The sequence below is a fragment of the Pseudomonas sp. UV AK001 genome (genome assembly GCF_046097675.1).
GTDB classification, from domain to species: Bacteria; Pseudomonadota; Gammaproteobacteria; order Pseudomonadales; family Pseudomonadaceae; genus Aquipseudomonas; species Aquipseudomonas kribbensis.
This window is the reverse complement of the sequence record NZ_JBJUVZ010000003.1, coordinates 234327-257640: the sequence shown is the minus strand read 5'-3', so window position 1 is coordinate 257640 and position 23314 is coordinate 234327. Positions and strand designations below refer to the sequence as shown.

The window sequence follows — 23314 nt, the reverse complement described above, 5'->3', positions numbered from 1 at the left end:
GACAATAAAAAACCCCGCCTGCTCATCGCAGGCGGGGTTTTTCGTTTCGGGGTAAGGCTGGCTTACATCATGCCGCCCATGCCGCCCATGCCACCCATGCCGCCCATGTCTGGCATACCGCCGCCAGCTGCACCTTCTTTCTTCGGTGCATCAGCAACAGCAGCTTCGGTGGTCAGGATCAGACCGCCGATGGAGGCTGCAGCTTGCAGAGCCGAACGGGTTACCTTGGTTGGGTCCAGGATGCCCATTTCGATCATGTCGCCGTATTCGCCGGTAGCAGCGTTGTAGCCGAAGCTGCCTTCGCCGTTCTTGACCTTGTCGACAACCACGCTTGGCTCGTCGCCGGAATTGGCAACGATCTGGCGCAGCGGCGCTTCAACAGCGCGACGCAGTACAGCGATACCGACGTTCTGGTCAGCGTTGTCGCCTTTCAGTTCGGTCAGGGCTTCCAGAGCGCGGATCAGCGCAACGCCACCGCCAGGTACCACGCCTTCTTCAACGGCTGCGCGGGTTGCGTGCAGGGCGTCTTCAACGCGGGCTTTCTTCTCTTTCATTTCAACTTCGGAACCGGCGCCAACCTTGATCACTGCAACGCCGCCGGACAGCTTGGCCAGACGCTCTTGCAGTTTTTCACGGTCGTAGTCCGAGGAAGTCTCGGCAACCTGGGCACGGATCTGAGCGATACGGGCTTCGATGTCGCCTTGAACGCCAGCACCGTCAACGATGATGGTGTTTTCCTTGGACAGGGTCACGCGCTTGGCGCTACCCAGGTGTTCCAGGGTGGTGCTTTCCAGGCTCAGGCCGATCTCTTCGGAGATCACGGTACCGCCGGTCAGAACGGCGATGTCCTGCAGCATGGCCTTGCGACGGTCGCCGAAGCCTGGAGCCTTGACGGCTGCGACTTTAACGATGCCACGCATGTTGTTCACGACCAGAGTCGCCAGGGCTTCGCCTTCAACGTCTTCGGCAACGATCAGCAGTGGACGGCCGGCTTTGGCAACGGCTTCCAGCACTGGCAGCATTTCGCGGATGTTCGAGATTTTCTTGTCGACCAGCAGGATCAGCGCGCCTTCCAGCTCGGCAACCATGGTGTCCGGCTTGTTGACGAAGTACGGGGACAGGTAGCCACGGTCGAACTGCATGCCTTCTACAACCGACAGTTCGTTTTCCAGGCCCGAGCCTTCTTCAACGGTGATCACGCCTTCTTTGCCGACTTTTTCCATGGCTTCGGCAATGATGTCGCCGATGGAGTTGTCGGAGTTGGCGGAGATGGTGCCCACCTGAGCGATAGCCTTGGTGTCAGCGCATGGCTTGGACAGACCTTTCAGCTCTTTGACGATCGCGATGGTCGCTTTGTCGATACCGCGCTTCAGGTCCATCGGGTTCATGCCGGCAGCGACGGCTTTCAGGCCTTCGTTGACGATCGATTGAGCCAGAACGGTAGCGGTGGTGGTGCCGTCGCCTGCGTCATCGTTGGCCTTGGAGGCAACGTCTTTGACCAGCTGCGCGCCCATGTTTTCGAAACGGTCTTCGAGTTCGATCTCTTTGGCGACGGAAACGCCGTCCTTGGTGATGGTCGGAGCGCCGAAGCTCTTCTCGAGGATCACGTTACGGCCTTTCGGGCCCAGGGTCGCTTTTACCGCGTCAGCCAGGACGTTTACGCCAACCAGCATTTTCTTGCGGGCGGAATCGCCGAATTTAACTTCTTTAGCAGCCATGATCGATATTCCTTAAATACTTTGTAGTAGCGGGAAAATGAACGGGGGTAATCAGCCTTCGATAACGGCGAGGATTTCGTTCTCGCTCATTACCAGCAGGTCTTCGCCGTCGACTTTCACGGTGTTGCTGCCGGAGTACGGACCGAACACAACCTTGTCGCCCACTTTCACGGACAGTGCGCGCACTTCACCGCTTTCCAGTGCCTTGCCCGGGCCTACAGCCAGAATCTCACCGTGGTTGGCTTTCTCGGCAGCCGAACCTGGCAGGACGATACCGCCAGCGGTTTTCTTTTCTTCTTCGCTGCGACGGATGACGACGCGGTCATGCAGAGGACGAAGCTTCATTGTCGATCTCTCCTAATTGTGGTTTTCATCGGCCGGTGTAGTCCCGGCGGGTTTAACGAATCCGGCCTGCGCCGGTTGCGGCTCGTCGAGCGAACCGCGGAAGTCTGTCCGGTTCAAATACCGGAAACCTTTCGGTGACCGATACATAAGGGCGCATAAGCTTATTACAAGGGCAGGCCTAAAATTTTTTCATCGTGGCTCGTCATGTGCACGGCCGTAAACGAACACGGCACCCGAAGGTGCCGTGTGAGTGCAGAAGTTACTTGGTGTCGCGGTGTTCGAACTCGCCTTCGATCACATCGCCTTCGCGGCCCAGAGGCTGGCGCGGTGCAGGACCGCCTCGGGGTTGCAGGTCGTCGGCGAACGCACGCTGACGCATGGCCTGTTCTTCGGCGCGCTGGCGCATCTTGTTGGCGAACAGGCGACGGCTGAACGGCAACAGCAGGATCAGACCGGCCACGTCACTGATGAAACCCGGCAGGATCAGCAGGCCACCGGCCAGGGCCAGCATCAGGCCTTCAAGCATGGTCTGCGCAGGCAGTTCGCCGCGGTTCAGGCTTTCACGGGCACGCAGGGCGGTGGCCAGTCCGGCGATACGCAGCACGAATACGCCGAACATCGAGCCGAGAATGATCAGCAGCAGGGCCGGGAAAAATCCGATCGAACCTGCCACTTTGACGAATACGAACAGCTCCAACACCGGGAACAGCAGAAAGAGCAACAAAAAAGGGCGCATCAAAGTTTCCTCAACGCAAGAAATGCCTTGCAGTAAGCCTTAGATGACGTCGCCCTTTCGTGAATTCAAGCGTCGGCCACCGCATTTTTTGGCCAGATCTCGGCGTGAGCCAGAGAAACCAAGGCTTCGCGCACTTGTATCGGCGTATGACAAGGCGCTTGAAACGGCAGCCAGTACAGCGCCTGACCGATGCGCAGGTGCATGCCTTCAGTGTCGATCCCGGCCATTTGTGCCGGTACGGTTTTCGGCAGCCCGGCGAGGTCGACGTAATGCGCGATGGCCTTGGCATGGTCGCTGTTCATGTGCTCGACCATGCTGATTTCGGCCTTGCCGGCAAACGGGTTGGCCAGGGTCAGGTGATCGACCCAGTGGATCGCGCCGAAACCGCCGATGTAGCGATGACGCACGGGTTTGAGCACCCAGAAATCGAAATCGTGGGCCTTGTGGTAATTCTGCGAATCGGGGAAATAACGGTAGTAACGCTCGGCGGCGGTTTCGATGGCGGCAGCGTCTTCGAGTTTTTCCGCTTCCGCCAGATAGGTCAGGCGACCAACGGCTTGCACATCGTCAGCCTCGCGCTCACCCACCAGCAGCGAACATTTCGGGTCTTTCTGCAGGTTGTGGGTGTGCTGGGCGATGCGGCTGATCAGGATCAGCGGCCGGCCCTGCTCGTTCAGGCAGTAGGGAACCACGGAGCCAAACGGAAAACCGGGCATTGATTTGGAGTGGGTCGACAGCACGCCACGGTATTCCTTGAGAAGCAATTCTCGGGCATTCTTAGCCGCTTCAACGCTCAATTTATGACTCCTTAAATAGAATCCGTCGAAAAAACGGACGGGCGACACGGATAAGTATCAGTCGCCACAGGGGCAGTTCTCATGTGCAGCCGGGCCATGTCAGGCGCAGATCGAGAGGCTCTCTAAAGGACACTACTCTGACCTGCTCTCGGGGACATGCGAATGCAACTCAACGACAAAGTAATCATTATCACTGGCGGTTGCCAAGGCTTGGGCCGCTCGATGGCCGAGTATTTCGCAGGCAAGGGCGCGAAGCTGGCACTGGTCGACCTGAACCAGGAAAAACTCGATGACGCGGTCGCGGCCTGCAAGGCCAAGGGTGTCGAGGCCCGCAGCTATCTGTGCAACGTCGCCAATGAAGAGCAGGTGACGCACATGGTTGCCCAGGTCGCCGAAGACTTCGGCGCGATCCACGGTCTGATCAACAACGCCGGGATCCTGCGCGATGGCCTGCTGCTCAAGGTCAAGGACGGCGAAATGACCAAGATGAGCCTGGCCCAATGGCAGGCGGTGATCGACGTCAACCTGACCGGCGTGTTCCTCTGCACCCGTGAAGTGGCGGCAAAAATGGTCGAGCTGAAGAACAGCGGCGCGATCATCAACATCTCGTCGATCTCCCGCGCGGGCAACGTCGGCCAGACCAACTACTCCGCCGCCAAGGCCGGTGTGGCGGCAGCGACCGTGACCTGGGCCAAGGAACTGGCGCGCTACGGCATCCGCGTGGCGGGCATCGCACCGGGCTTCATCGAAACCGAAATGACCCTGGGCATGAAGCCGGAAGCGCTGGAGAAAATGACGTCGGGCATTCCGCTCAAGCGCATGGGCAAGCCGGAAGAGATCGCCCATTCGGCGGCGTACATCTTCGAGAACGACTACTACACCGGCCGGATTCTGGAGATGGACGGCGGGTTGCGCATTTAAGGCTTACCAAAAAACAATGTGGGAGCAAGCTCGCTCCCACAAGTTTTTTCAGCGGCGCCGCGGCATCAATCGTCGCTGATGGTGATGTTCGGCATCGCCGGCGATGCCGCTTCCTGCAACACGATCCGCGCGCCGACGTGGCGGGCCAGTTCCTGATAGACCATGGCGATCTGGCTGTCCGGCTCGGAAATTACCGTCGGCTTGCCGCCATCGGCCTGTTCGCGGATCAGCATCGACAGCGGCAGCGAAGCCAGCAGTTCGACGCCGAACTGGGTCGCCAGCTTCTCGCCACCGCCCTCACCGAACAGATGCTCGGCATGCCCGCAGTTCGAGCAGATGTGCACGGCCATGTTTTCCACCACGCCCAGCACCGGAATATTGACCTTGCGGAACATCTCCACGCCTTTGCGCGCATCGAGCAGCGCCAGATCCTGCGGGGTGGTGACGATCACGGCACCGGCCACCGGGACTTTCTGCGCCAGGGTCAGCTGAATGTCGCCGGTGCCTGGCGGCATGTCGATCACCAGATAATCCAGGTCGCCCCAGGCGGTTTGCGTGACCAGTTGCAGCAGCGCGCCGGAGACCATCGGCCCGCGCCAGACCATCGGCGTGTTGTCGTCGGTCAGGAACGCCATCGACATGACTTCCACGCCATGGGCCTGCAGCGGCACGAACCACTTCTGATCCTTGACCTGCGGACGGGTGCCTTCGGGAATACCGAACATGATGCCCTGGCTCGGACCGTAGATATCGGCGTCGAGGATCCCGACCTTCGCGCCTTCACGGGCCAGTGCCAGCGCCAGGTTGGCGGCGGTGGTGGATTTACCCACGCCGCCCTTGCCCGACGCCACGGCGACCACGTTCTTGACGTTGGCCAGCCCCGGAATCTGCGCCTGGGCCTTGTGCGCGGCGATCACGCTGTTGACCTCGACCCTGGCAGTCACCACTCCGTCAAGATTTTCGATGGCCAGTTGCAGCAATTGCGCCCAGCCGCTCTTGAACAGACCGGCGGCATAACCGATTTCCAGCTGCACGCTGACGCGGTCACCGGTGATTTCGATGTTGCGCACGCAACCGGCGCTGACCGGGTCCTGGTTCAGGTAAGGGTCGGTGTATTGGCTGAGGACGGCTTCCACCGCTGCGCGAGTGACGGCGCTCATGGGCAACTCCGATAACAAGACTGGGAAAAGATGGCGGGTATCCTACCCCTTCTGTCGTCCGGACGGCATGCCCGGCAACCATTTGCAGGGGTGAAATATCTTTCCCGGCGCTTTATAGTGGCCGACCTCCGTTTCATCAAGTAGCGAAGCCCCACATGTCCGAACCACGCAAGATTCTCGTCACCAGCGCCCTGCCCTACGCCAACGGTTCGATCCACCTTGGCCATATGCTGGAATATATCCAGACCGATATGTGGGTGCGCTTCCAGAAGCATCGCGGCAATCAGTGCATTTATGTCTGCGCCGACGACGCCCACGGTTCGGCGATCATGCTGCGCGCGGAAAAGGAAGGCATCACCCCGGAACAACTGATCGCCAACGTCCAGGCTGAACACAGCGCCGACTTTGCCGAGTTCCTGGTGGACTTCGACAACTTCCACTCCACTCACGCCGAAGAAAACCGTGAGCTGTCGAGCCAGATCTACCTGAAGCTGCGTGACGCCGGGCACATCGCCCAACGTTCGATCACCCAGTATTTCGACCCGGAAAAGAAAATGTTCCTGGCCGACCGCTTCATCAAGGGCACCTGCCCGAAATGCGGCACCGAAGACCAGTACGGCGACAACTGCGAAAAATGCGGTGCGACCTACGCGCCGACCGATCTGAAGGATCCGAAGTCGGCGATATCCGGCGCCACCCCGGTGCTCAAGGATTCCCAGCACTTCTTCTTCAAGCTGCCGGACTTCCAGCAGATGCTGCAGACCTGGACCCGCAGCGGCTCCCTGCAGGACGCCGTGGCCAACAAGATCGCCGAATGGCTGGACGCCGGCCTGCAACAGTGGGACATCTCCCGCGATGCGCCGTACTTCGGTTTCGAGATCCCGGGCGAGCCAGGCAAGTACTTCTACGTGTGGCTGGATGCGCCGATCGGCTACATGGCCAGCTTCAAGAACCTGTGCAACCGCACGCCGGAGCTGGACTTCGACGCGTTCTGGGGCAAGGACTCCACCGCCGAGCTGTACCACTTCATCGGCAAGGACATCGTCAACTTCCACGCCCTGTTCTGGCCGGCGATGCTTGAAGGCGCGGGTTTCCGCAAGCCGACCGGGATCAACGTGCACGGCTACCTGACCGTCAACGGTCAGAAGATGTCCAAGTCCCGCGGCACCTTCATCAAGGCCCGTACCTACCTGGATCACCTGTCGCCGGAATACCTGCGCTACTACTACGCGGCCAAACTGGGCCGTGGCGTGGACGACCTCGACCTGAACCTCGAAGACTTCGTGCAGAAGGTCAACTCCGACCTGGTCGGTAAAGTCGTCAACATCGCCAGCCGTTGCGCCGGTTTCATCCAGAAGGGCAACGCCGGTCTGCTGGTGGACAACAACGCCGCGCCGGAACTGACCGAAGCCTTCCTGGCTGCCGCGCCGAGCATTGCCGACGCTTATGAAGCCCGCGATTTTGCCCGTGCCATGCGCGAAACCATGGCCCTGGCCGACCGCGCCAACGCCTGGATTGCCGACAAGGCACCGTGGTCGCTGAACAAGCAAGAAGGCAAGCAGGATGAAGTCCAGGCGGTCTGCGCCACGGCGATCAACCTGTTCCGCCAGCTGGTGATCTTCCTCAAGCCGGTGCTGCCAGTGCTGGCCGCCGATGCCGAGGCGTTCCTCAACGTCGCCCCGCTGACCTGGAACGACCACACCACCCTGCTGGCCAACCACCAGTTGAACGAATTCAAACCGTTGATGACCCGCATCGACCCGGTAAAAGTGCAAGCCATGACCGACGCCTCGAAAGAAGACCTGACCGCCAGCCAGACCGACACCGGCGCCGCCGCGCCTGCCGGCAATGGCGAGCTGGCCAAGGATCCGCTGTCGCCGGAAATCGACTTCGACACCTTCGCCGCCGTCGACCTGCGCGTGGCGCTGATCGTCAAGGCCGAACAAGTTGAAGGCGCGGACAAGCTGCTGCGTCTGACCCTGGACATCGGTGACGAGCAACGCAACGTGTTCTCCGGGATCAAGAGCGCCTACCCGGATCCGTCGAAACTCGACGGTCGCCTGACCATGATGATCGCCAACCTCAAGCCACGGAAAATGAAGTTCGGCATCTCCGAAGGCATGGTGATGGCTGCCGGCCCTGGCGGTGAAGAAATTTACCTGCTGAGCCCGGACAGCGGCGCCAAGCCGGGTCAGCGCATCAAGTAAGGTTCTGCACTGACCGATCCCACAGGCGTACCCCGTGCGCCTGTGGGATTTTTCATATCTGGCCCGCCCGTCATGGCAGCCGGATAATGCCTAATCTTAAGTGACACCCGCCCGCTCTCACCGGCAGAACCATGACCGAACTCGTGCTTACGCTCTTCAGTGCTGCGCTGATCAACAACTTCGTGTTGCACTGGCCGCTGGGCGTCGATCCGCTGTTGGCGGGCGAACGCCGTCAGGTGCATGCGCTGGGGCTGGCAACGTTGTGCCTGATGCTGATTGTCGGCGTGGCGGGTTACGCGATCTGGCATTGGCTGCTGGTGCCGTTGCAACTGGAGTTCCTGCGCCTGTTCGTATTCCTGCCGCTGAGCGTCCTGCTGATTACACCGTTGTTGAAGTGGCTGGCGCGTTGGCGACCCGATATGCCGTTCGACGGATTGTGGCCGCTGCTGTTGGGTAACGCCGGCGTACTGGGGCTGACACTGCTCAACGCGCAAGCGGACAAGGGCCTGCTTCATGCAACGGCGCTGAGCCTCGGCGCCGGACTGGGTTTCTGGATGGTGCTGAGCCTGTTCAGCGATTTGCGCGAACGCACGGCCGACAACGATATTCCCCTGCCCTTTCGTGGCCTGCCGATCCAGTTGATCGGCGCCGGACTGATGGCGGTGGCTTTTCTCGGATTCAGTGGACTGATCAAAACATGAGTCTGATTCAACGCATCGATGCCCTGCTGCCGCAGACCCAATGCGGCAAGTGCGGCCATCCCGGATGCAAACCCTACGCTGCAGGCATCGTCGCCGGCGAGCCGATCAACAAATGCCCGCCGGGTGGCGACGAAACCATCGCGGCACTGGCCGAACTGCTGAAAATTCCGGTGCTGGAACTGGACATCAGCCGTGGCACCGCACCGCCGCAAGTGGCGTTTATCCGCGAGGCCGAATGCATTGGCTGCACCAAGTGCATTCAGGCCTGCCCGATCGATGCCATCGTCGGCGCGGCAAAACTGATGCACACGGTGATCATCGACGAGTGCACCGGTTGCGATCTATGTGTGGCGCCCTGCCCGGTCGATTGCATCGAGATGCACCCGCTGCCGATCGGAACGCTGCCAGTGGTGGGTGGCCTGGCCAACAGCCTCGAAGAGCATCAGGCGCGCACCGAAAAGCGCGATCACGCCCGGCAACGTTTCGAACGACGTAATGCCAGGCTGCAAAAAGAAGAACAGCAGAAGCAGGCCGAACGCGACGCCCGCGCACAACGCGCGGCGCAGGTTGAAGTTGCGTCCACCACACTCGATCCGGTGCAGGCTGCGCTGGAGCGGGTGCGAGCGCAGAAAGCCGCAACCGCCGACGCCGCGCTGAAAAAGGCCAAGATCGACGTAGCGATGAGCCGCGCCCAGTTGCACAAATCGCTGAAGGCCTTCGGTCATCCGCCGACTTTCGAGCAGCAGTCGCAACTGATCGTGCTGCAACAACAATTCGAAGCCGCCGAACAGGCTCTGTCCAAACTGGAAAGCAGCGCCGCACCTGCGCCGGTCGTGACAGCCCCGGCGAAAGACGCCGATCTGAAACGAGCAAAAATCCAGTTGGCGATGCGCCGTGCCGAGCTGAAAAAGGCGCAGACCGCTGAAGCTCCGCCGGAACAGATTGCAGCACTCGAACAAGCCCTGAGTGATGCCGAACAAGCGTTGCACGACGCCGAAGCGGCCAGCGATCAACCGGCTCCCGACCTTGTGCGCGTAGAAAAACGTCCAATCGACAACCAGCTTCGTCAGCTGAAAACCGAACTGGCCTACGCGCGCGCCGACCTGAACAAATTGCAGCGACGCGATGGCACGCCAGCCGAGGTCCTCGACAAGGCCCGCACCCGCCTGCAAGAGGCGGAGCGGCAGGTGGAAGCCCATGTCATCCATTGAAACCAGAGAAGAACGTCTGCAACAGGCAATGAAGCTGGTTCTGCTGGCGACATTGCCGGGGTTGTTGGTGTTGTTCTGGTTTTACGGCTGGGGCGTGTTGATCAACCTGATCCTGTCCGTCGTCACAGCCTTGAGCGTCGAAGCTGCCGTGACCTCTCTGCGCCGACAGCCGCTGCAAGCCACCCTGACCGATGGCAGCGCGGTGATCAGCGCCACGCTGCTGGCAAGCGCCCTGCCGCCTTATTGCCCTTGGTGGCTGACGGTCACAGCGATCGCCTCAGGCCTGCTGTTGGGCAAACACTTGTACGGTGGCGTGGGCCGAAACCCCTTCAATCCAGCCATGCTCGGTTTTGCCCTGGCGATGGTGATGTTCCCGCAACCGATGACCCATTGGCCGGCCCATGGCATGGATCTGACGGCGGCTTTTGGCCAGGTGTTTAACCTCGGCACGCAGCCGGACGCCTGGGTCCAAGCCACTGCGCTGGACAGTCTGCGCATCAACAAAAGCCTGACCATTGATGAGTTGTTTGCCAGCAATCCGGCGTTCGGCCGTTTTGGCGGTCATGGCGTGGAGTGGGTGAATCTCGCATTCCTCGCCGGCGGGCTGTTCCTGCTACAGCGCCGGGTGATCGGCTGGCACGCGCCGGTCGGCATGCTCGCCAGTCTGTTCGTCATTAGCCTGCTGTGCTGGAACGGTTCGGGCTCCGATTCCCATGGCTCACCACTGTTTCACCTGCTGAGCGGCGCCACCATGCTTGGCGCGTTCTTCATCGTCACCGAGCCGGTTTCCGGTGCAAAAAGTCCACTCGCCCGCTTGTGGTTCGGCGTGGGCGTCGGCCTGCTGACCTATCTGATTCGTACCTGGGGCGGCTATCCGGATGGCGTGGCGTTCGCGGTATTGCTGATGAATCTGTGCGTGCCGACACTGGAACGCTTCGCAGCCGCTCGTCAGGCGCAGGTGAAGCCATGAACCGCACAAACAGCCTGATCACCCTGGTGTTGCTGGCGACGGCAGGCGTCGGCGTGACGTATGTCGTGCAACTCAGCAGTGCGCCGCACATCGCCGCCGAACAGCGCCAGCTCGAAAGTCGCAAACTGCTGGACGTGCTTTCAGTCGATGCCTACGACAATCAGCCTCTGGAACAACCTCTGACGCTGGCCGACACCCACTTGAGCCACAGCGAGCTGCTGGACGGTTATAGGGCGACCAAGTCCGGTCAACCGGTGGCGGTGCTGCTACGCACCCGGAGCGAGGGCTATGCGGGTCCCATCGAGTTGCTGATTGCCATCGATGCCAATGGCCGATTGCTCGGCGTGAAAACCCTGGAGCAAACTGAAACACCGGCGCTGGGCGGGCACATCGGCGACTGGCCGAACATTTGGTTGCAGGCATTTATCGGTAAATCCGGCAGCCAACCGACCGATGCCGGATGGGCCCTGAAAAAGGATCAGGGGCAATTTGATCAGATCGCGGGCGCTACTATTACGTCCCGCGCAGCCATCAACGCCATTCACGATGCCCTGCGTTACTTCGATGATCACCGGACGACCCTGCTCGGGAGCGCGCCATGAACACGTCAGCGACGCTGTCGAACTCAATGATGCTGGCGCTGTTGATCGGCGCCACCGACTCCGTGGCCGGTGCGCTGGCGATTGTGTTGATGTTCGCTGTTGTGGTGAGCCTGTACGGCGTGTGCATGGTACCGCTGCGGGCACGACTGAGCGGCGAAAGCCTTTTGCCGGTCAGCCTGGTGCTGGCCGCGACCCTCGCCGGGTGTGCCGATACTCTGCTGCAACGCAGTGCTTTGCAGTGGCATCAACTGGTCAGCCTTTACGCCGGCCTGATCGGCTTGCAGTGCGTCATATTCGAACACAATGGATTCTTTCGACTGCCAGCCCGAGGACGTCTGAAACTGTGCGGCTTGTTCATCGCACTGATGACCGTGCTGGCAGTGTTGCGCGAGCTGCTCGGTCAGGGCAGCATCGGCCATCACCTGTCGGATCACTGGCAAGGTTTGATTCTGTTCGGCGACGGACTGCATTTCACGACGCTGGCTCCCGGCGCCTTCATTTTGCTGGGGCTGTTGCTCGCCGCCCGCCAGGCCTGGACTCGCCCCGCCGCCCCACCCGAGGAAACGCATCACCCATGAATGCCGCAAAACGTCTGGAGATCTTCCGCCGGTTTCACGAGGACAATCCCGAACCCAAGACCGAACTCGCCTATTCCTCGCCTTTCGAACTGTTAATTGCGGTGATTCTGTCCGCGCAATCAACTGATGTCGGCGTAAACAAGGCGACGGCAAAGCTTTACCCGGTGGCCAACACACCGGCCGCCATTCATGCCTTGGGCGTCGAAGGGTTGTCCGAGTACATCAAGACTATCGGCCTCTATAACAGCAAGGCCAAAAACGTGATCGAGACCTGCCGCATGCTGGTCGAGCTGCACAATGGCGAAGTCCCGCAGACGCGCGAAGGGTTGGAGGCATTGCCCGGCGTTGGCCGCAAGACCGCCAATGTCGTGCTCAATACCGCGTTCCGACAGTTGACGATGGCGGTGGACACCCACATTTTCCGGGTCAGCAACCGCACCGGCATTGCCCCTGGCAAGAATGTGGTCGAAGTGGAAAACAAACTGATGAAGTTTGTACCAAAGCAATACCTGCTCGACTCACACCACTGGCTCATTCTTCACGGGCGCTACGTGTGCCTGGCCCGCAAGCCGCGGTGTGGCAGCTGTCGGATCGAAGACTTGTGCGAATACAAGGCCAAAACTTCGGACGATTGAGCGTCTATTGGAATTATTGATATTGCGATTGAAAAAATCTTTTTTACGATCTGCCGGAATGTCGATATAAGGAGCGCCAAAGGCAGTCTTAGCCTGGAGTTAACCTTATGAGCACCAGCAAAGAGCAAGTGGACGTAGAAGACGATTTCGTCGCGGATGCGGACGACGAACCGGTGGTTGAGGTCGCCAAGACCAACCTGAGCAAACGCCGGACCATCGATAACATGCTTGAGGAACGCCGACTGCAAAAGCAATTGGCCGATTACGACTTTGATCTCTGACATTTAAAAGCCTCCGCAACGGAGGCTTTTTCGTTTCTGCTGCATGCTGATGCCGATCTGCCCATGATCCGTCAGCGACTGAAGCGGTCAGACCAGGCCATTGCGCTGGGCCAGCTCGATCAGATCCACCAGCGAACGCGCGTTGAGCTTCAACAGCAACCGTGTCTTGTAGGTGCTGACGGTCTTGTTGCTGAGAAACATGCCATCGGCGATTTCCTTGTTGGTCTTGCCGCGTGCCAGTTGCTGCAACACCATCATCTCGCGCCCGGAAAGACGATCGACCATATCGGCTTCACTGGCATTTCCCAGGCTGGTGCGTACGGTGTGCAACGCCTGATTCGGAAAATAACTGTACCCGGACAGCACAGCCTTGATAGCGCTGAGCAATTCGGTCAGATCCTGTTGTTTGCAAACATATCCTGCCGCCCCCGACTGCATGCAACGCATGGAGAAATGCCCCGGGGCCTGAGATGTCAGCACCAGCACTTTCAGGGGCATCGCGCTGGTCGTAAGCCGCGCAATCACTTCCAGACCATCAAGTTTCGGTATACCGATATCCAGAATGACAATATCGGGCATCTGGTCGCGAGCCAGTTGTAATGCATCCACCCCGTTATCCGTTTCTGCAATGACTTCGTAGCCATGACGCTCCATAAGCATACGCACCGCAAGACGAATGACAGGATGATCATCCACGATCAGCACTTTATTCATGGGCAAGTCCAGTTTCGCTGTTCGAATTTTTAGAACCGGCACAATAACGTAGTCATTTCACCCATGGCATAGCAAAGTTCCATTGCATCAGTAGCGAGAGACACTTCCTACAGCCAATAAAGATTTATCCTACAGAAAAGCCCCATCGGCATGACTGTCGGATAGCGGACCATGAAAAATATTCTCTCAATACGACAAAAAAAACCGAAACAACATACTTATATCCTTCCGGATTTTTTACTATAAACACCAAACACCAGGGATAAAAATCTCCCGACTACAACAATTCAAACCACCCACATGACGAGAACGATCGCACTCATGAGTAAAGAGCATGTTAAAGATCAACAGAAAAATAACCAACCCTATCAGTGTCATTGCCATATTCGCGTTCATCTCCGAAACGTCCGCGGCAGTATCCTTGCCCTTCCTTGACCAGGATGAACGGGAAATCTACATCTGGTTTCTGATCAGTTTTCCATTCTATTTGTTATTCCTGTTTTTCATCACATTGAACTTCAACTACCGATCCCTTTATGCGCCGTCCGATTTTGATAACGACAAGAACTTTCTCAAGGCATTCAAAGATGAACCCCCTGACTTTTTCGGCGAACTTACAGTTCAATCGAATACAGGATCGCACACCGTAAGACTGCCAAAACCACTGAGCACGCTTTGCATCATTGATACTCGAGAAATGAACACCGAATCAAAAATAGACACGTTATTGAAAAAAATCCCACACACAGGCAAGCACTCACAAAGAATTTTCCTCGTTTTAACCGATGACATGTCGGATATTTTACCGAAAGAAAATTTCGCCAGAATGCTAAAACAAGGAAGAAAAACCATGGAAACAACATATTGTATTATTTACAACGTTCACTCACTGAACATTACTGTATTGGGAAGAGTTTAAATTGGGGCGCGAATACAAAAAGCACATCAATGCGATGCACAAAGTACCAATTAATACAGAAACGCTGATCGGCAACGATCAGGTAAACGGAAGGGTTTTCCAGCATAGCGGCCTTGTCACAATGACAAGACCGCTATTTCACATCAGGCCCGAGGGCTTCAGAACAGCTTGCGGCCCTTGTTGGCAGCAATCCGCATGCGCAGCGCGTTGAGCTTGATGAAGCCCGCCGCGTCGGCCTGGTTGTAAGCGCCGCCGTCTTCTTCGAAGGTCGCGATGTTGGCGTCGAAAAGCGAGTCGTCGGACTTGCGGCCGGTCACGATCACATTGCCCTTGTACAGTTTCAGGCGCACGACGCCGTTCACGTTGACCTGGGATGCGTCGATCATCTGTTGCAGCATCAGACGCTCAGGGCTCCACCAGTAGCCGGTGTAGATCAGGCTGGCATACTTCGGCATCAGCTCGTCTTTCAGGTGAGCGACTTCGCGGTCCAGGGTGATCGATTCGATGGCGCGGTGAGCGCGCAGCATGATGGTGCCGCCCGGAGTTTCGTAGCAGCCACGGGACTTCATGCCGACGTAACGGTTTTCAACGATGTCGAGACGGCCGATACCGTGTTGACCACCGATCTTGTTCAGGGTCGCCAGTACGGTGGCCGGGGTCATTTCGACGCCGTCCAGCGCGACGATGTCGCCGTTGCGGTAGGTCAGTTCCAGGTATTGCGGGGTGTCGGGAGCCTTCTCCGGGGAGACGGTCCAGCGCCACATGTCTTCTTCGTGCTCGGTCCAGGTATCTTCCAGCACACCGCCTTCATAGGAGATGTGCAGCAAGTTGGCGTCCATCGAGTACGGGGATTTCTTCTTGCCGTGACGCTCGATCGGGATCGCGTGCTTCTCGGCGTAATCCATCAGCTTCTCGCGGGACAGCAGGTCCCACTCGCGCCAAGGGGCAATCACTTTTACGCCCGGCTTGAGCGCGTAGGCACCCAGTTCGAAACGCACCTGGTCGTTGCCCTTGCCGGTCGCGCCGTGGGAAATGGCGTCGGCGCCGGTTTCGTTGGCGATTTCGATCAGACGCTTGGCGATCAGCGGACGCGCGATGGAAGTACCCAGCAGGTACTCGCCTTCGTAAACGGTGTTGGCGCGGAACATCGGGAACACGAAGTCACGCACGAATTCTTCGCGCAGGTCGTCGATGTAGATTTCTTTGACGCCCATGGCCTGAGCCTTGGCGCGAGCCGGCTCGACCTCTTCGCCCTGACCCAGGTCAGCGGTGAAGGTCACGACTTCACAGTTATAAGTATCCTGCAGCCACTTGAGGATCACCGAAGTGTCCAGGCCGCCGGAATACGCCAGAACGACCTTGTTTACGTCCGCCATGCCATCACTCCACGGGGTTCTACGGAAAGCCGAGGAGTCTACCGCTCAAACGCGATAATTTACAGAGGCGCGACAGCTTAGGACGACAAAGCGACAGAATCTGTCGAGAGCGCGACGATGACCGACAGGTCAGGAAGTCGCCGCGGCGTTGGCAGGCGTACTGGCTTGAGGTGCTGGAGCGGTAACCGGTGCCACCCGGGCCAGCTTCACGCTGACTCGCCGGTTTTTCGCCCGGTTGGCGGCGTTGGTGTTCGGTACCAGCGGGTATTGCTCGCCGTGGAAACGCACGGTGATCTGCGATTCGGCGATACCGTTGGCCTTGAAGAAATCGACCACCGCCAGCGCACGACGGCGCGACAACTCACGATTGGTCAGGCGATTACCGCTGTTGTCGGAATAGCCATCGAGCTCAATGTGATTGACCGTCGGATCGGCCTTCATGAACTCGAGCATCACTTGCAGTTTGGCTTTCGCGGCGGCGTCCAGATCGGTGCCTTCGCCCGGAAAGCCGACCTGCGAGTTTTTGACCTGATCAAAATTCTGCGGGAGCAGTTTCGCCACGCAGGTCTGATAGTCGTTGAACGCCTTGCTGAACTTGACCGGCAGCAGACGCACTTCGGAGACCCGCCCATCGCCGGAGGCACGTCGCACCACCGGGCTGCGACCTTCCAGCAAACCGCTGATCAGCCCGCCGGCCTGCGATTGCGAACTGTTGAACAGCACGTTGCCGGTGCCGATCCTGACACTGCCCAAGTTGATGTCATTGCGCCCCGGCTGCCAGGGCGCTGCCGCCGCCAGCAAGGTTGCCGAACCACCGCCCAGCATCGCGTTGTAGGCATTCAGGCGAAAGATCGCCTGCTCGCCGGCCTTGCGCACGAACTGGCCCGAGCCGAAATCGGTGATCGGCTGCGTCAGGCGGCATTCGAACTTGTCGCCTTCGACCGTCCACTCAATGTTCTCCAGACGGGTCTGGTAGGTCAGTGCCATCGCGGGAAGACTGGCAAACACACTGAGCAAGGCTAAATAACGCTGGCGCACGGGAGGCTCCATTGGCTTCTACAACAAAAAAGACCGATACATACATGTTTACGGCATACCTATGGGATATCGGACGCTCGTCGCAAAACTTGATAGCGAGTGCCTGCAAGAGTCTTTTCCGGTAGCATTCGCCTCAGTTTGACCCGCCTGGAATCCCCTCATGTCCGACCGCCTGACCCTGCTGCGTCCCGACGACTGGCACATTCATCTTCGCGATGGTGCCGTGTTGACCAATACCGTTGCAGATGTTGCGCGCACCTTTGGTCGCGCCATCATCATGCCTAACCTGGTACCTCCGGTGCGCAACGCCGCTGAAGCCGACGGCTATCGCCAGCGGATTCTCGCTGCCCGCCCGGCCGGCAGTCGTTTCGAGCCGTTGATGGTGCTGTACCTCACCGACCGTACCCAGCCCGAAGAAATTCGTGAAGCCAAGGCCAGCGGTTTTGTCCACGCGGCCAAGTTGTACCCGGCCGGCGCCACCACCAACTCCGATTCCGGGGTCACCAGCATCGACAAGATCTTCCCGGCGCTGGAAGCCATGGCCGAAGTCGGCATGCCGCTGTTGATCCACGGTGAAGTCACCCGTGGCGACGTCGACGTGTTCGACCGCGAAAAAATCTTCATCGACGAGCACATGCGCCGCGTGGTCGAGCGTTTCCCGACGCTCAAGGTCGTGTTCGAACACATCACCACCGGCGATGCCGTGCAGTTCGTCAACGAGGCTTCGGCCAACGTTGGCGCGACCATCACCGCGCATCACCTGCTGTACAACCGCAACCACATGCTGGTGGGCGGGATCCGGCCGCATTTCTATTGCCTGCCGATCCTCAAGCGTAATACCCATCAGGAAGCTCTGCTCGACGCGGCCACCAGTGGCAGCGCGAAGTTCTTCCTCGGCACCGACTCGGCGCCGCACGCCCAGCACGCCAAGGAAGCCGCCTGCGGCTGCGCCGGCTGCTACACCGCTTACGCTGCCATCGAGCTGTATGCCGAAGCGTTCGAGCAGCGCAATGCGCTGGACAAGCTCGAAGCGTTCGCCAGCCTCAACGGCCCGCGTTTCTACGGCCTGCCGGCCAACACCGACCGTATCACCCTGGTTCGTGAAGAATGGACCGCCCCGACCAGCCTGCCCTTCGGCGAGCTGAACGTTATCCCGCTGCGCGCCGGTGAAAAACTGCGCTGGCGCCTGCTGGAGGAACACGCGTGAGTGAAGACCATTTCGACGACGAACTGGACGGTCAAGGTGGCGGCGGTTCGCGCCATCCGATGGCAGCACGCTTTCGCGGCTACCTGCCGGTTGTCGTCGACGTAGAGACCGGTGGCTTCAACTCGGCCACCGACGCATTGCTGGAGATTGCCGCGACCACCATCGCCATGGATGAAAAGGGTTTCGTCTACCCGGATCACACCTACTTCTTCCGTGTCGAGCCGTTCGAAGGCGCCAACATCGAAGCGGCCGCGCTGGAGTTCACCGGGATCAAGCTCGATCATCCGTTGCGCATGGCGGTCAGTGAAGAAACGGCCCTGACCGATATCTTCCGTGGCGTGCGCAAGGCCTTGAAGGCCAATGGTTGCAAGCGGGCGATCCTGGTCGGCCACAACAGCAGCTTCGACCTGGGCTTCCTCAACGCTGCCGTCGCGCGGCTGGACATGAAGCGCAATCCGTTCCACCCGTTCTCCAGCTTCGACACCGCGACCCTCGCGGGTCTGGCTTACGGTCAGACCGTGCTGGCGAAAGCCTGTCAGGCAGCCGACATCGATTTCGATGGCCGTGAAGCGCACTCCGCGCGTTACGACACCGAGAAGACTGCCGAGCTGTTCTGCGGCATCGTCAACCGCTGGAAGCAGATGGGCGGCTGGGAAGACTTCGACGACTGATGGTCGTCGGGTTAAATCCCGCGCATGAAAAAACCGGCTCAAGAGCCGGTTTTTTTGTACCTCGACGTTGCGCCTTACAGGGCAGCAGCGTTCTCGGTCAGGTAAGCCGCAACACCTTCCGGCGAAGCGTTCATGCCTTTGTCGCCTTTTTTCCAGTTGGCAGGGCAGACTTCGCCGTGCTCTTCGTGGAATTGCAGAGCGTCGACCAGACGGATCAGCTCTTCCATGTTACGGCCCAGCGGCAGGTCGTTGATGATCTGCGAGCGGACAACGCCCTTGTCGTCGATCAGGAACGCGCCACGGAAAGCCACGCCGCCTTCGGATTCAACGTCGTAGGCCTTGGCGATTTCGTGCTTCATGTCGGCAGCCATGGTGTATTTCACCTGGCCGATGCCGCCATTGTTGACCGGGGTGTTGCGCCAGGCGTTGTGGGTGAAGTGCGAGTCGATCGACACAGCGACCACTTCTACGTTGCGCGCCTTGAAGTCAGCCATGCGGTTGTCCAGAGCGATCAGCTCGGACGGGCAGACGAAGGTGAAGTCCAGCGGATAGAAGAACACCAGGCCGTATTTGCCTTTGATGGCCGAGGACAGGGTGAAGCTGTCAACGATCTCGCCATTGCCGAGTACGGCCGGGACGGTGAAGTCAGGGGCTTGTTTGCCTACGAGTACGCTCATTGATATCTCCTGGTGTAGAAACTTGAAGTTCAGGGTCCGCGCCAGCCTGTCACCCTCAGGCGACAGCCCTGTGACACGACCCCCCTTCGCAAGGGCCGACCATCATACACTGCGTTTTTCGACTGTCCTCAAAGGTTTTTCGCGAAATCCCGGCTGGCATTCGGCCATGCACCACCGTTCGTCAGTCACAGCTGTTGGCGATGAAAACCGTTGGGAAAGCACTTTGACAATCATTCTCGTTAACATTAAGATCCATCGCAATTGAGCCACAACCAGCGACGGTTCTCACTTATGTATGTTTGCCTCTGCACTGGCGTCACCGACGGACAGATCCGCGAAGCGATCTATGAAGGTTGCTGCAGCTATAAAGAAGTCCGTCAGGCCACCGGCGTAGCCAGCCAATGCGGCAAATGTGCCTGCCTTGCGAAGGAAGTGGTACGCGAAACCCTGACCAAGCTGCAAACCGTCCAGGCCGCGATCCCCTACCCTGTAGAATTTACTGCCGCGTAATTGCCCCCTCTTTCGAAGAACCGGACTAATGTCCGGTTTTTTTATGCCTGCAAATCAATTGCTTAGCGACTAGACGCGGAACACAAACATTCTTATTCCGATTAATTTTCATATATTATTCAATAACTTAGGTTTGACACTTATAAATACCAAGCTCAAACTCCGCCTTATATACCGCTACTTAGGGCAGGACTCCCATCATGAAAGGCGACGTAACAGTCATCCAGCATCTCAACAAGATCCTTGCCAATGAGCTGGTCGCGATCAATCAGTACTTCCTGCATGCACGCATGTATGAAGATTGGGGCCTGAACAAACTGGGCAAGCACGAGTACCACGAATCCATCGACGAGATGAAGCACGCGGACAAGCTGATCAAGCGCATCCTGTTCCTCGAAGGCCTGCCGAACGTGCAGGACCTGGGCAAGCTGCATATCGGCGAGCACACCAAGGAAATGCTGGAGTGCGACCTGCGTATCGAGAAGACCGGCCACGCCGATCTGAAGGCCGCCATCGCTCACTGCGAATCGGTTGGCGACTTCGGCAGCCGCGAACTGCTTGAAGACATTCTCGAATCCGAAGAAGAACACATCGACTGGCTGGAAACCCAACTGGGCCTGATCGATAAAGTCGGTCTTGAGAACTATCTGCAATCGCAGATGGGCGACGACGAGTAATCAGCAAGCGCTGAACGCGAGACATTAAAAAGCCCCGCCCTCTTTCGAGAGGCGGGGCTTTTTATTGCCCGGACTTCAGACTCGCCGAAATCCGGGCTGAAACCGATCAGGCTTCGGACTTGGCCGCAGCAGCCTTGGCGGATGCTTCCTTGACCAGAGTCTGCAGCTCACCGTTGGCGAACATTTCAGCCATGATGTCGCTGCCGCCGACCAGTTCACCGGCTACCCACAGCTGCGGGAAAGTCGGCCAGTTGGCGTACTTCGGCAGGTTGGCACGGATTTCCGGGTTCTGCAGGATGTCGACGTAGGCGAACTTCTCGCCACAGCCCATCACAGCCTGCGCAGCTTTCGCGGAGAAGCCACACTGCGGGGCATTCGGCGAGCCTTTCATGTAAAGCAGAATGGTGTTGTTGGCAATCTGCTCTTTAATCGTTTCGATGATATCCATGGAGCACCTCGGCTGAACTTTCCGACTTATGGGTCGGCACGGTGGCGCATTGTAACGGAATCCCGAGCGCCCTGCTCGGTCTCCCCGACAGACTTCCTCAAGCCGCCGCCACCGTCACCGGCACGCCGTTGAGCGCCGCATTGCCCGACAGCTCGTCGAGCTGGCATTCATCGGTCAGATCGTTGGCGCTGGAACCCGGCTGGCCGCTGGCAATCGCCATCTGCACACCCGGTCGGGCATGGCCCCAGCCGTGGGGCAGGCTGACCACGCCCGGCATCATGTCGGCACTGCCGAGCACTTCGACCTCGATCTGCCCGACCCGCGAACTGACGCGCACAAGCTGACCATCACTGAGCCCGCGACTGGCGAGATCCTCCGGGTTCATCAGCAACTGATGACGCGGCTTGCCCTTCACCAGTCGATGATAGTTGTGCATCCACGAGTTGTTGCTACGCACGTGACGACGACCAATCATCAGCAGCTCACCGGCGGCCGGCGCCTGCAAGGCAGAGAAACGCGCCAGGTCGGCAAGAATTTCCGGCGGCGCTGCCTGGACGCGTTGATTGGCAGTCTTCAATCGCGGTGCCAGGTTCGGCTTCAGCGCCCCCAGATCAACGCCGTGGGGATGATCGAACAGCGTCGCCAGCGACAGCTTGTGCTCGGAGGCGTCGCCATACAGGCCCATGCGCAGTCCCATGTCGATCATCTTCGCCGGCGGCATGGTCGGCTTCAGTTCCTTGTCGGTCTTCGCCGCAAAGGCCTTGGCCAGGCCGACGAAGATCTCCCAGTCATGCAGCGCACCTTCGGGTTTGGCGAGGATTGCCCGGTTGAAACGGGTGACATTGCGCACCGCGAACAGGTTGAAGGTGGTGTCGTAGTGATCGTTCTCCAGCGCCGAGGTGGACGGCAGGATCAGGTCGGCGTAGCGCGTGGTTTCGTTGATGTACAGGTCGACGCTGACCATGAACTCCAGCCCGTCCAGCGCCTGCTCCAGTTGCCGGCCGTTGGGCGTGGACAGCACCGGATTGCCGGCGACGGTGATCAACGCGCGAATCTGCCCTTCACCTTCGGTGAGCATCTCTTCGGCCAGCGCCGAGACCGGCAGCTCGCCGCCGTACTCCGGGCGCCCCGAGACACGGCTTTGCCATTTGTTGAAATGCCCGCCCGAGGTGGACGCCACCAGATCCACCGCCGGCTCGGTGCACAGAGCGCCGCCCACCCGGTCGAGATTGCCGGTCACCAGATTGATCAGTTGCACGACCCAATGGCACAGCGTGCCGAAGGCCTGGGTGGAAACCCCCATCCGGCCGTAGCAGACGGCGCGTGGCGCAGCGGCGAAGTCCCGGGCCAGTTGGCGGATCTGTTCGGCGGGAACGGCACACAACGGGCTCATGGCTTCGGCCGTGAACGCCGCCACTGCTGCGCGCACCTCGTCCAGACCGTCCACCGGCAGATGGCTGTCCGACGTCAGTCCTTCGCTGAACAGCGTATTGAGCACACCAAACAGCAACGCAGCATCGCCACCGGGACGCACGAAAAGATGCTGGTCGGCCATCGCCGCCGTCTCGCTGCGCCGCGGATCGACCACCACCACTTTGCCGCCCCGGGCCTGGATGGCCTTCAAACGTTTTTCCACATCCGGCACGGTCATGATGCTGCCGTTGGACGCCAGCGGATTTCCGCCCAGGATCAGCATGAAGTCGGTGTGATCGATGTCCGGGATCGGCAGCAGCAAACCGTGGCCGTACATCAAGTAGCTGGTCAGGTGATGGGGCAATTGGTCGACAGAAGTGGCCGAGTAACGATTACGGGTTTTCAGCAGGCCCAGAAAGTAATTGCTGTGGGTCATCAGCCCGTAGTTGTGCACGCTCGGATTGCCCTGATACACGGCAACCGCGTTCTGCCCGTGTTGCGCCTGAATCGCCGAGAGCTTTTCAGCCACCAGCTCAAAAGCCTCTTCCCACCCGATCGGCAACCATTCACTGCCGACCCGGCGCATGGGCTGGCGCAGGCGATCCGGATCGTTCTGGATGTCTTGCAGCGCCACGGCCTTGGGGCAGATGTGCCCGCGACTGAAAGTATCCAGTGCGTCACCCTTGATCGAGGTGATCTGCACCTGGCCGTCGGTTTCAGTGGTTTCGATGCTCAGGCCGCAGATGGCTTCGCACAGGTGGCACGCACGGTGATGGAGAGTCTTGGTCATGGCCAGTCTCTG

25 protein-coding genes are annotated in these 23314 nt (G+C 59.2%); 14 read left to right on the top strand and 11 right to left on the bottom strand.

What is annotated here, in order from left to right; genetic code table 11:
- Positions 1-62: 62 nt before the first annotated feature.
- The 4 genes from groL to ACKLNA_RS12150 form a co-directional block, all read right to left on the bottom strand.
- Positions 63-1718 (bottom strand): chaperonin GroEL, encoded by a 1656-nt coding sequence (gene groL / locus ACKLNA_RS12165; protein ID WP_408985995.1) that lies wholly within the window; start codon positions 1716-1718, stop codon positions 63-65.
- 51 nt (positions 1719-1769) lie between these two features.
- Entirely contained in the window at positions 1770-2063 is a 294-nt protein-coding gene (locus ACKLNA_RS12160; protein WP_011335724.1) for a co-chaperone GroES, read from the bottom strand.
- 259 nt (positions 2064-2322) lie between these two features.
- The gene (locus ACKLNA_RS12155) at positions 2323-2799 is read right to left on the bottom strand and encodes an FxsA family protein (protein WP_085709542.1); all 477 of its coding nucleotides are present in this window, start codon (positions 2797-2799) and stop codon (positions 2323-2325) included.
- A 65-nt stretch (positions 2800-2864) separates the two neighbouring features.
- Positions 2865-3596, bottom strand: a complete 732-nt coding sequence (locus tag ACKLNA_RS12150; RefSeq protein WP_408985994.1) for a HugZ family protein — start codon at positions 3594-3596, stop codon at positions 2865-2867.
- Between the two features lie 162 nt (positions 3597-3758).
- Here ACKLNA_RS12150 and ACKLNA_RS12145 point away from each other — a divergent pair, with 162 nt between their 5' ends.
- Positions 3759-4517: an SDR family oxidoreductase gene (locus tag ACKLNA_RS12145; RefSeq protein ID WP_011335726.1), complete on the top strand. Its 759-nt coding sequence runs from the start codon at positions 3759-3761 to the stop codon at positions 4515-4517.
- 65 nt (positions 4518-4582) lie between these two features.
- Here ACKLNA_RS12145 and apbC read toward each other — a convergent pair whose 3' ends face one another.
- Complete coding sequence (apbC, locus tag ACKLNA_RS12140) at positions 4583-5677, bottom strand: iron-sulfur cluster carrier protein ApbC (protein WP_011335727.1); 1095 nt, start codon at positions 5675-5677, stop codon at positions 4583-4585.
- Positions 5678-5832: 155 nt separating this feature from the next.
- Here apbC and metG point away from each other — a divergent pair, with 155 nt between their 5' ends.
- The 8 genes from metG to ACKLNA_RS12100 all read left to right on the top strand — a co-directional run bounded on the left by metG (position 5833) and on the right by ACKLNA_RS12100 (position 12862).
- Positions 5833-7884, top strand: coding sequence for a methionine--tRNA ligase (gene metG, locus ACKLNA_RS12135; protein ID WP_408985993.1), 2052 nt, complete (start codon positions 5833-5835; stop codon positions 7882-7884).
- A 131-nt stretch (positions 7885-8015) separates the two neighbouring features.
- Positions 8016-8585, top strand: coding sequence for an electron transport complex protein RnfA (locus tag ACKLNA_RS12130; RefSeq protein WP_408985992.1), 570 nt, complete (start codon positions 8016-8018; stop codon positions 8583-8585).
- A complete protein-coding gene (locus tag ACKLNA_RS12125) occupies positions 8582-9796 on the top strand; it encodes an RnfABCDGE type electron transport complex subunit B (protein WP_408985991.1) in 1215 nt (404 codons plus the stop codon). The genes ACKLNA_RS12130 and ACKLNA_RS12125 overlap by 4 nt, the downstream gene beginning before the upstream one ends.
- Positions 9783-10766 (top strand): RnfABCDGE type electron transport complex subunit D, encoded by a 984-nt coding sequence (locus ACKLNA_RS12120; protein WP_408985990.1) that lies wholly within the window; start codon positions 9783-9785, stop codon positions 10764-10766. The genes ACKLNA_RS12125 and ACKLNA_RS12120 overlap by 14 nt, the downstream gene beginning before the upstream one ends.
- Complete coding sequence (locus ACKLNA_RS12115; protein WP_408985989.1) at positions 10763-11368, top strand: RnfABCDGE type electron transport complex subunit G; 606 nt, start codon at positions 10763-10765, stop codon at positions 11366-11368. The genes ACKLNA_RS12120 and ACKLNA_RS12115 overlap by 4 nt, the downstream gene beginning before the upstream one ends.
- Entirely contained in the window at positions 11365-11946 is a 582-nt protein-coding gene (locus ACKLNA_RS12110) for an Rnf-Nqr domain containing protein (RefSeq protein WP_408985988.1), read from the top strand. The genes ACKLNA_RS12115 and ACKLNA_RS12110 overlap by 4 nt, the downstream gene beginning before the upstream one ends.
- Positions 11943-12581 (top strand): endonuclease III, encoded by a 639-nt coding sequence (nth, locus tag ACKLNA_RS12105; RefSeq protein WP_408985987.1) that lies wholly within the window; start codon positions 11943-11945, stop codon positions 12579-12581. The genes ACKLNA_RS12110 and nth overlap by 4 nt, the downstream gene beginning before the upstream one ends.
- A gap of 107 nt (positions 12582-12688) precedes the next feature.
- Positions 12689-12862, top strand: a complete 174-nt coding sequence (locus tag ACKLNA_RS12100) for a PA3496 family putative envelope integrity protein (protein WP_167443787.1) — start codon at positions 12689-12691, stop codon at positions 12860-12862.
- 87 nt (positions 12863-12949) lie between these two features.
- Here ACKLNA_RS12100 and ACKLNA_RS12095 read toward each other — a convergent pair whose 3' ends face one another.
- Entirely contained in the window at positions 12950-13576 is a 627-nt protein-coding gene (locus tag ACKLNA_RS12095; RefSeq protein WP_085730184.1) for a response regulator transcription factor, read from the bottom strand.
- A gap of 334 nt (positions 13577-13910) precedes the next feature.
- Between ACKLNA_RS12095 and ACKLNA_RS12090 the strand changes: the two genes are divergently transcribed.
- Positions 13911-14495, top strand: coding sequence for a hypothetical protein (locus ACKLNA_RS12090; RefSeq protein ID WP_408985986.1), 585 nt, complete (start codon positions 13911-13913; stop codon positions 14493-14495).
- 158 nt (positions 14496-14653) lie between these two features.
- Here ACKLNA_RS12090 and ACKLNA_RS12085 read toward each other — a convergent pair whose 3' ends face one another.
- Both ACKLNA_RS12085 and ACKLNA_RS12080 read right to left on the bottom strand, forming a co-directional pair.
- The gene (locus ACKLNA_RS12085) at positions 14654-15871 is read right to left on the bottom strand and encodes an argininosuccinate synthase (RefSeq protein ID WP_007963976.1); all 1218 of its coding nucleotides are present in this window, start codon (positions 15869-15871) and stop codon (positions 14654-14656) included.
- A 129-nt stretch (positions 15872-16000) separates the two neighbouring features.
- On the bottom strand, positions 16001-16909 hold the full coding sequence (locus ACKLNA_RS12080; RefSeq protein ID WP_085699676.1) for an OmpA family protein: 909 nt from the start codon (positions 16907-16909) through the stop codon (positions 16001-16003).
- Between the two features lie 160 nt (positions 16910-17069).
- Between ACKLNA_RS12080 and pyrC the strand changes: the two genes are divergently transcribed.
- On the top strand, positions 17070-18116 hold the full coding sequence (gene pyrC, locus ACKLNA_RS12075) for a dihydroorotase (RefSeq protein ID WP_047296199.1): 1047 nt from the start codon (positions 17070-17072) through the stop codon (positions 18114-18116).
- Positions 18113-18787 (top strand): ribonuclease T, encoded by a 675-nt coding sequence (gene rnt / locus ACKLNA_RS12070; RefSeq protein ID WP_085709496.1) that lies wholly within the window; start codon positions 18113-18115, stop codon positions 18785-18787. The genes pyrC and rnt overlap by 4 nt, the downstream gene beginning before the upstream one ends.
- A gap of 74 nt (positions 18788-18861) precedes the next feature.
- Here the strand turns inward: rnt and ACKLNA_RS12065 are convergent, their stop codons facing one another.
- Positions 18862-19464, bottom strand: a complete 603-nt coding sequence (locus ACKLNA_RS12065; RefSeq protein WP_007963972.1) for a peroxiredoxin — start codon at positions 19462-19464, stop codon at positions 18862-18864.
- Between the two features lie 291 nt (positions 19465-19755).
- Here ACKLNA_RS12065 and ACKLNA_RS12060 point away from each other — a divergent pair, with 291 nt between their 5' ends.
- Together ACKLNA_RS12060 and bfr are read left to right on the top strand one after the other, a co-directional pair.
- A complete protein-coding gene (locus ACKLNA_RS12060) occupies positions 19756-19974 on the top strand; it encodes a bacterioferritin-associated ferredoxin (RefSeq protein ID WP_273541101.1) in 219 nt (72 codons plus the stop codon).
- Between the two features lie 200 nt (positions 19975-20174).
- On the top strand, positions 20175-20651 hold the full coding sequence (gene bfr / locus ACKLNA_RS12055) for a bacterioferritin (RefSeq protein WP_114885214.1): 477 nt from the start codon (positions 20175-20177) through the stop codon (positions 20649-20651).
- Between the two features lie 106 nt (positions 20652-20757).
- On the opposite strand, the gene grxD is transcribed toward bfr, so the two are convergent.
- Together grxD and ACKLNA_RS12045 are read right to left on the bottom strand one after the other, a co-directional pair.
- A complete protein-coding gene (grxD, locus tag ACKLNA_RS12050; protein WP_039765841.1) occupies positions 20758-21099 on the bottom strand; it encodes a Grx4 family monothiol glutaredoxin in 342 nt (113 codons plus the stop codon).
- Positions 21100-21196: 97 nt separating this feature from the next.
- Positions 21197-23302, bottom strand: coding sequence for a molybdopterin oxidoreductase family protein (locus ACKLNA_RS12045; protein WP_408985985.1), 2106 nt, complete (start codon positions 23300-23302; stop codon positions 21197-21199).
- Between the last annotated feature and the right edge of the window lie 12 nt (positions 23303-23314).

Bases quoted from the DNA above. Each gene is read 5' to 3' on its own strand.
- pyrC (WP_047296199.1), top strand. From the start codon at position 17,070: ATGTCCGACCGCCTGACCCTGCTGCGTCCCGACGACTGGCACATTCAT.
- ACKLNA_RS12160 (WP_011335724.1), bottom strand. From the start codon at position 2,063: ATGAAGCTTCGTCCTCTGCATGACCGCGTCGTCATCCGTCGCAGCGAA.
- ACKLNA_RS12155 (WP_085709542.1), bottom strand. From the start codon at position 2,799: ATGCGCCCTTTTTTGTTGCTCTTTCTGCTGTTCCCGGTGTTGGAGCTG.
- ACKLNA_RS12115 (WP_408985989.1), top strand. From the start codon at position 10,763: ATGAACCGCACAAACAGCCTGATCACCCTGGTGTTGCTGGCGACGGCA.
- grxD (WP_039765841.1), bottom strand. From the start codon at position 21,099: ATGGATATCATCGAAACGATTAAAGAGCAGATTGCCAACAACACCATT.
- ACKLNA_RS12060 (WP_273541101.1), top strand. From the start codon at position 19,756: ATGTATGTTTGCCTCTGCACTGGCGTCACCGACGGACAGATCCGCGAA.
- ACKLNA_RS12090 (WP_408985986.1), top strand. From the start codon at position 13,911: ATGTTAAAGATCAACAGAAAAATAACCAACCCTATCAGTGTCATTGCC.
- ACKLNA_RS12085 (WP_007963976.1), bottom strand. From the start codon at position 15,871: ATGGCGGACGTAAACAAGGTCGTTCTGGCGTATTCCGGCGGCCTGGAC.
- apbC (WP_011335727.1), bottom strand. From the start codon at position 5,677: ATGAGCGCCGTCACTCGCGCAGCGGTGGAAGCCGTCCTCAGCCAATAC.
- ACKLNA_RS12125 (WP_408985991.1), top strand. From the start codon at position 8,582: ATGAGTCTGATTCAACGCATCGATGCCCTGCTGCCGCAGACCCAATGC.
- ACKLNA_RS12130 (WP_408985992.1), top strand. From the start codon at position 8,016: ATGACCGAACTCGTGCTTACGCTCTTCAGTGCTGCGCTGATCAACAAC.
- nth (WP_408985987.1), top strand. From the start codon at position 11,943: ATGAATGCCGCAAAACGTCTGGAGATCTTCCGCCGGTTTCACGAGGAC.
- ACKLNA_RS12100 (WP_167443787.1), top strand. From the start codon at position 12,689: ATGAGCACCAGCAAAGAGCAAGTGGACGTAGAAGACGATTTCGTCGCG.
- ACKLNA_RS12065 (WP_007963972.1), bottom strand. From the start codon at position 19,464: ATGAGCGTACTCGTAGGCAAACAAGCCCCTGACTTCACCGTCCCGGCC.
- ACKLNA_RS12145 (WP_011335726.1), top strand. From the start codon at position 3,759: ATGCAACTCAACGACAAAGTAATCATTATCACTGGCGGTTGCCAAGGC.
- bfr (WP_114885214.1), top strand. From the start codon at position 20,175: ATGAAAGGCGACGTAACAGTCATCCAGCATCTCAACAAGATCCTTGCC.
- groL (WP_408985995.1), bottom strand. From the start codon at position 1,718: ATGGCTGCTAAAGAAGTTAAATTCGGCGATTCCGCCCGCAAGAAAATG.
- metG (WP_408985993.1), top strand. From the start codon at position 5,833: ATGTCCGAACCACGCAAGATTCTCGTCACCAGCGCCCTGCCCTACGCC.
- ACKLNA_RS12110 (WP_408985988.1), top strand. From the start codon at position 11,365: ATGAACACGTCAGCGACGCTGTCGAACTCAATGATGCTGGCGCTGTTG.
- ACKLNA_RS12120 (WP_408985990.1), top strand. From the start codon at position 9,783: ATGTCATCCATTGAAACCAGAGAAGAACGTCTGCAACAGGCAATGAAG.
- ACKLNA_RS12095 (WP_085730184.1), bottom strand. From the start codon at position 13,576: ATGAATAAAGTGCTGATCGTGGATGATCATCCTGTCATTCGTCTTGCG.
- ACKLNA_RS12045 (WP_408985985.1), bottom strand. From the start codon at position 23,302: ATGACCAAGACTCTCCATCACCGTGCGTGCCACCTGTGCGAAGCCATC.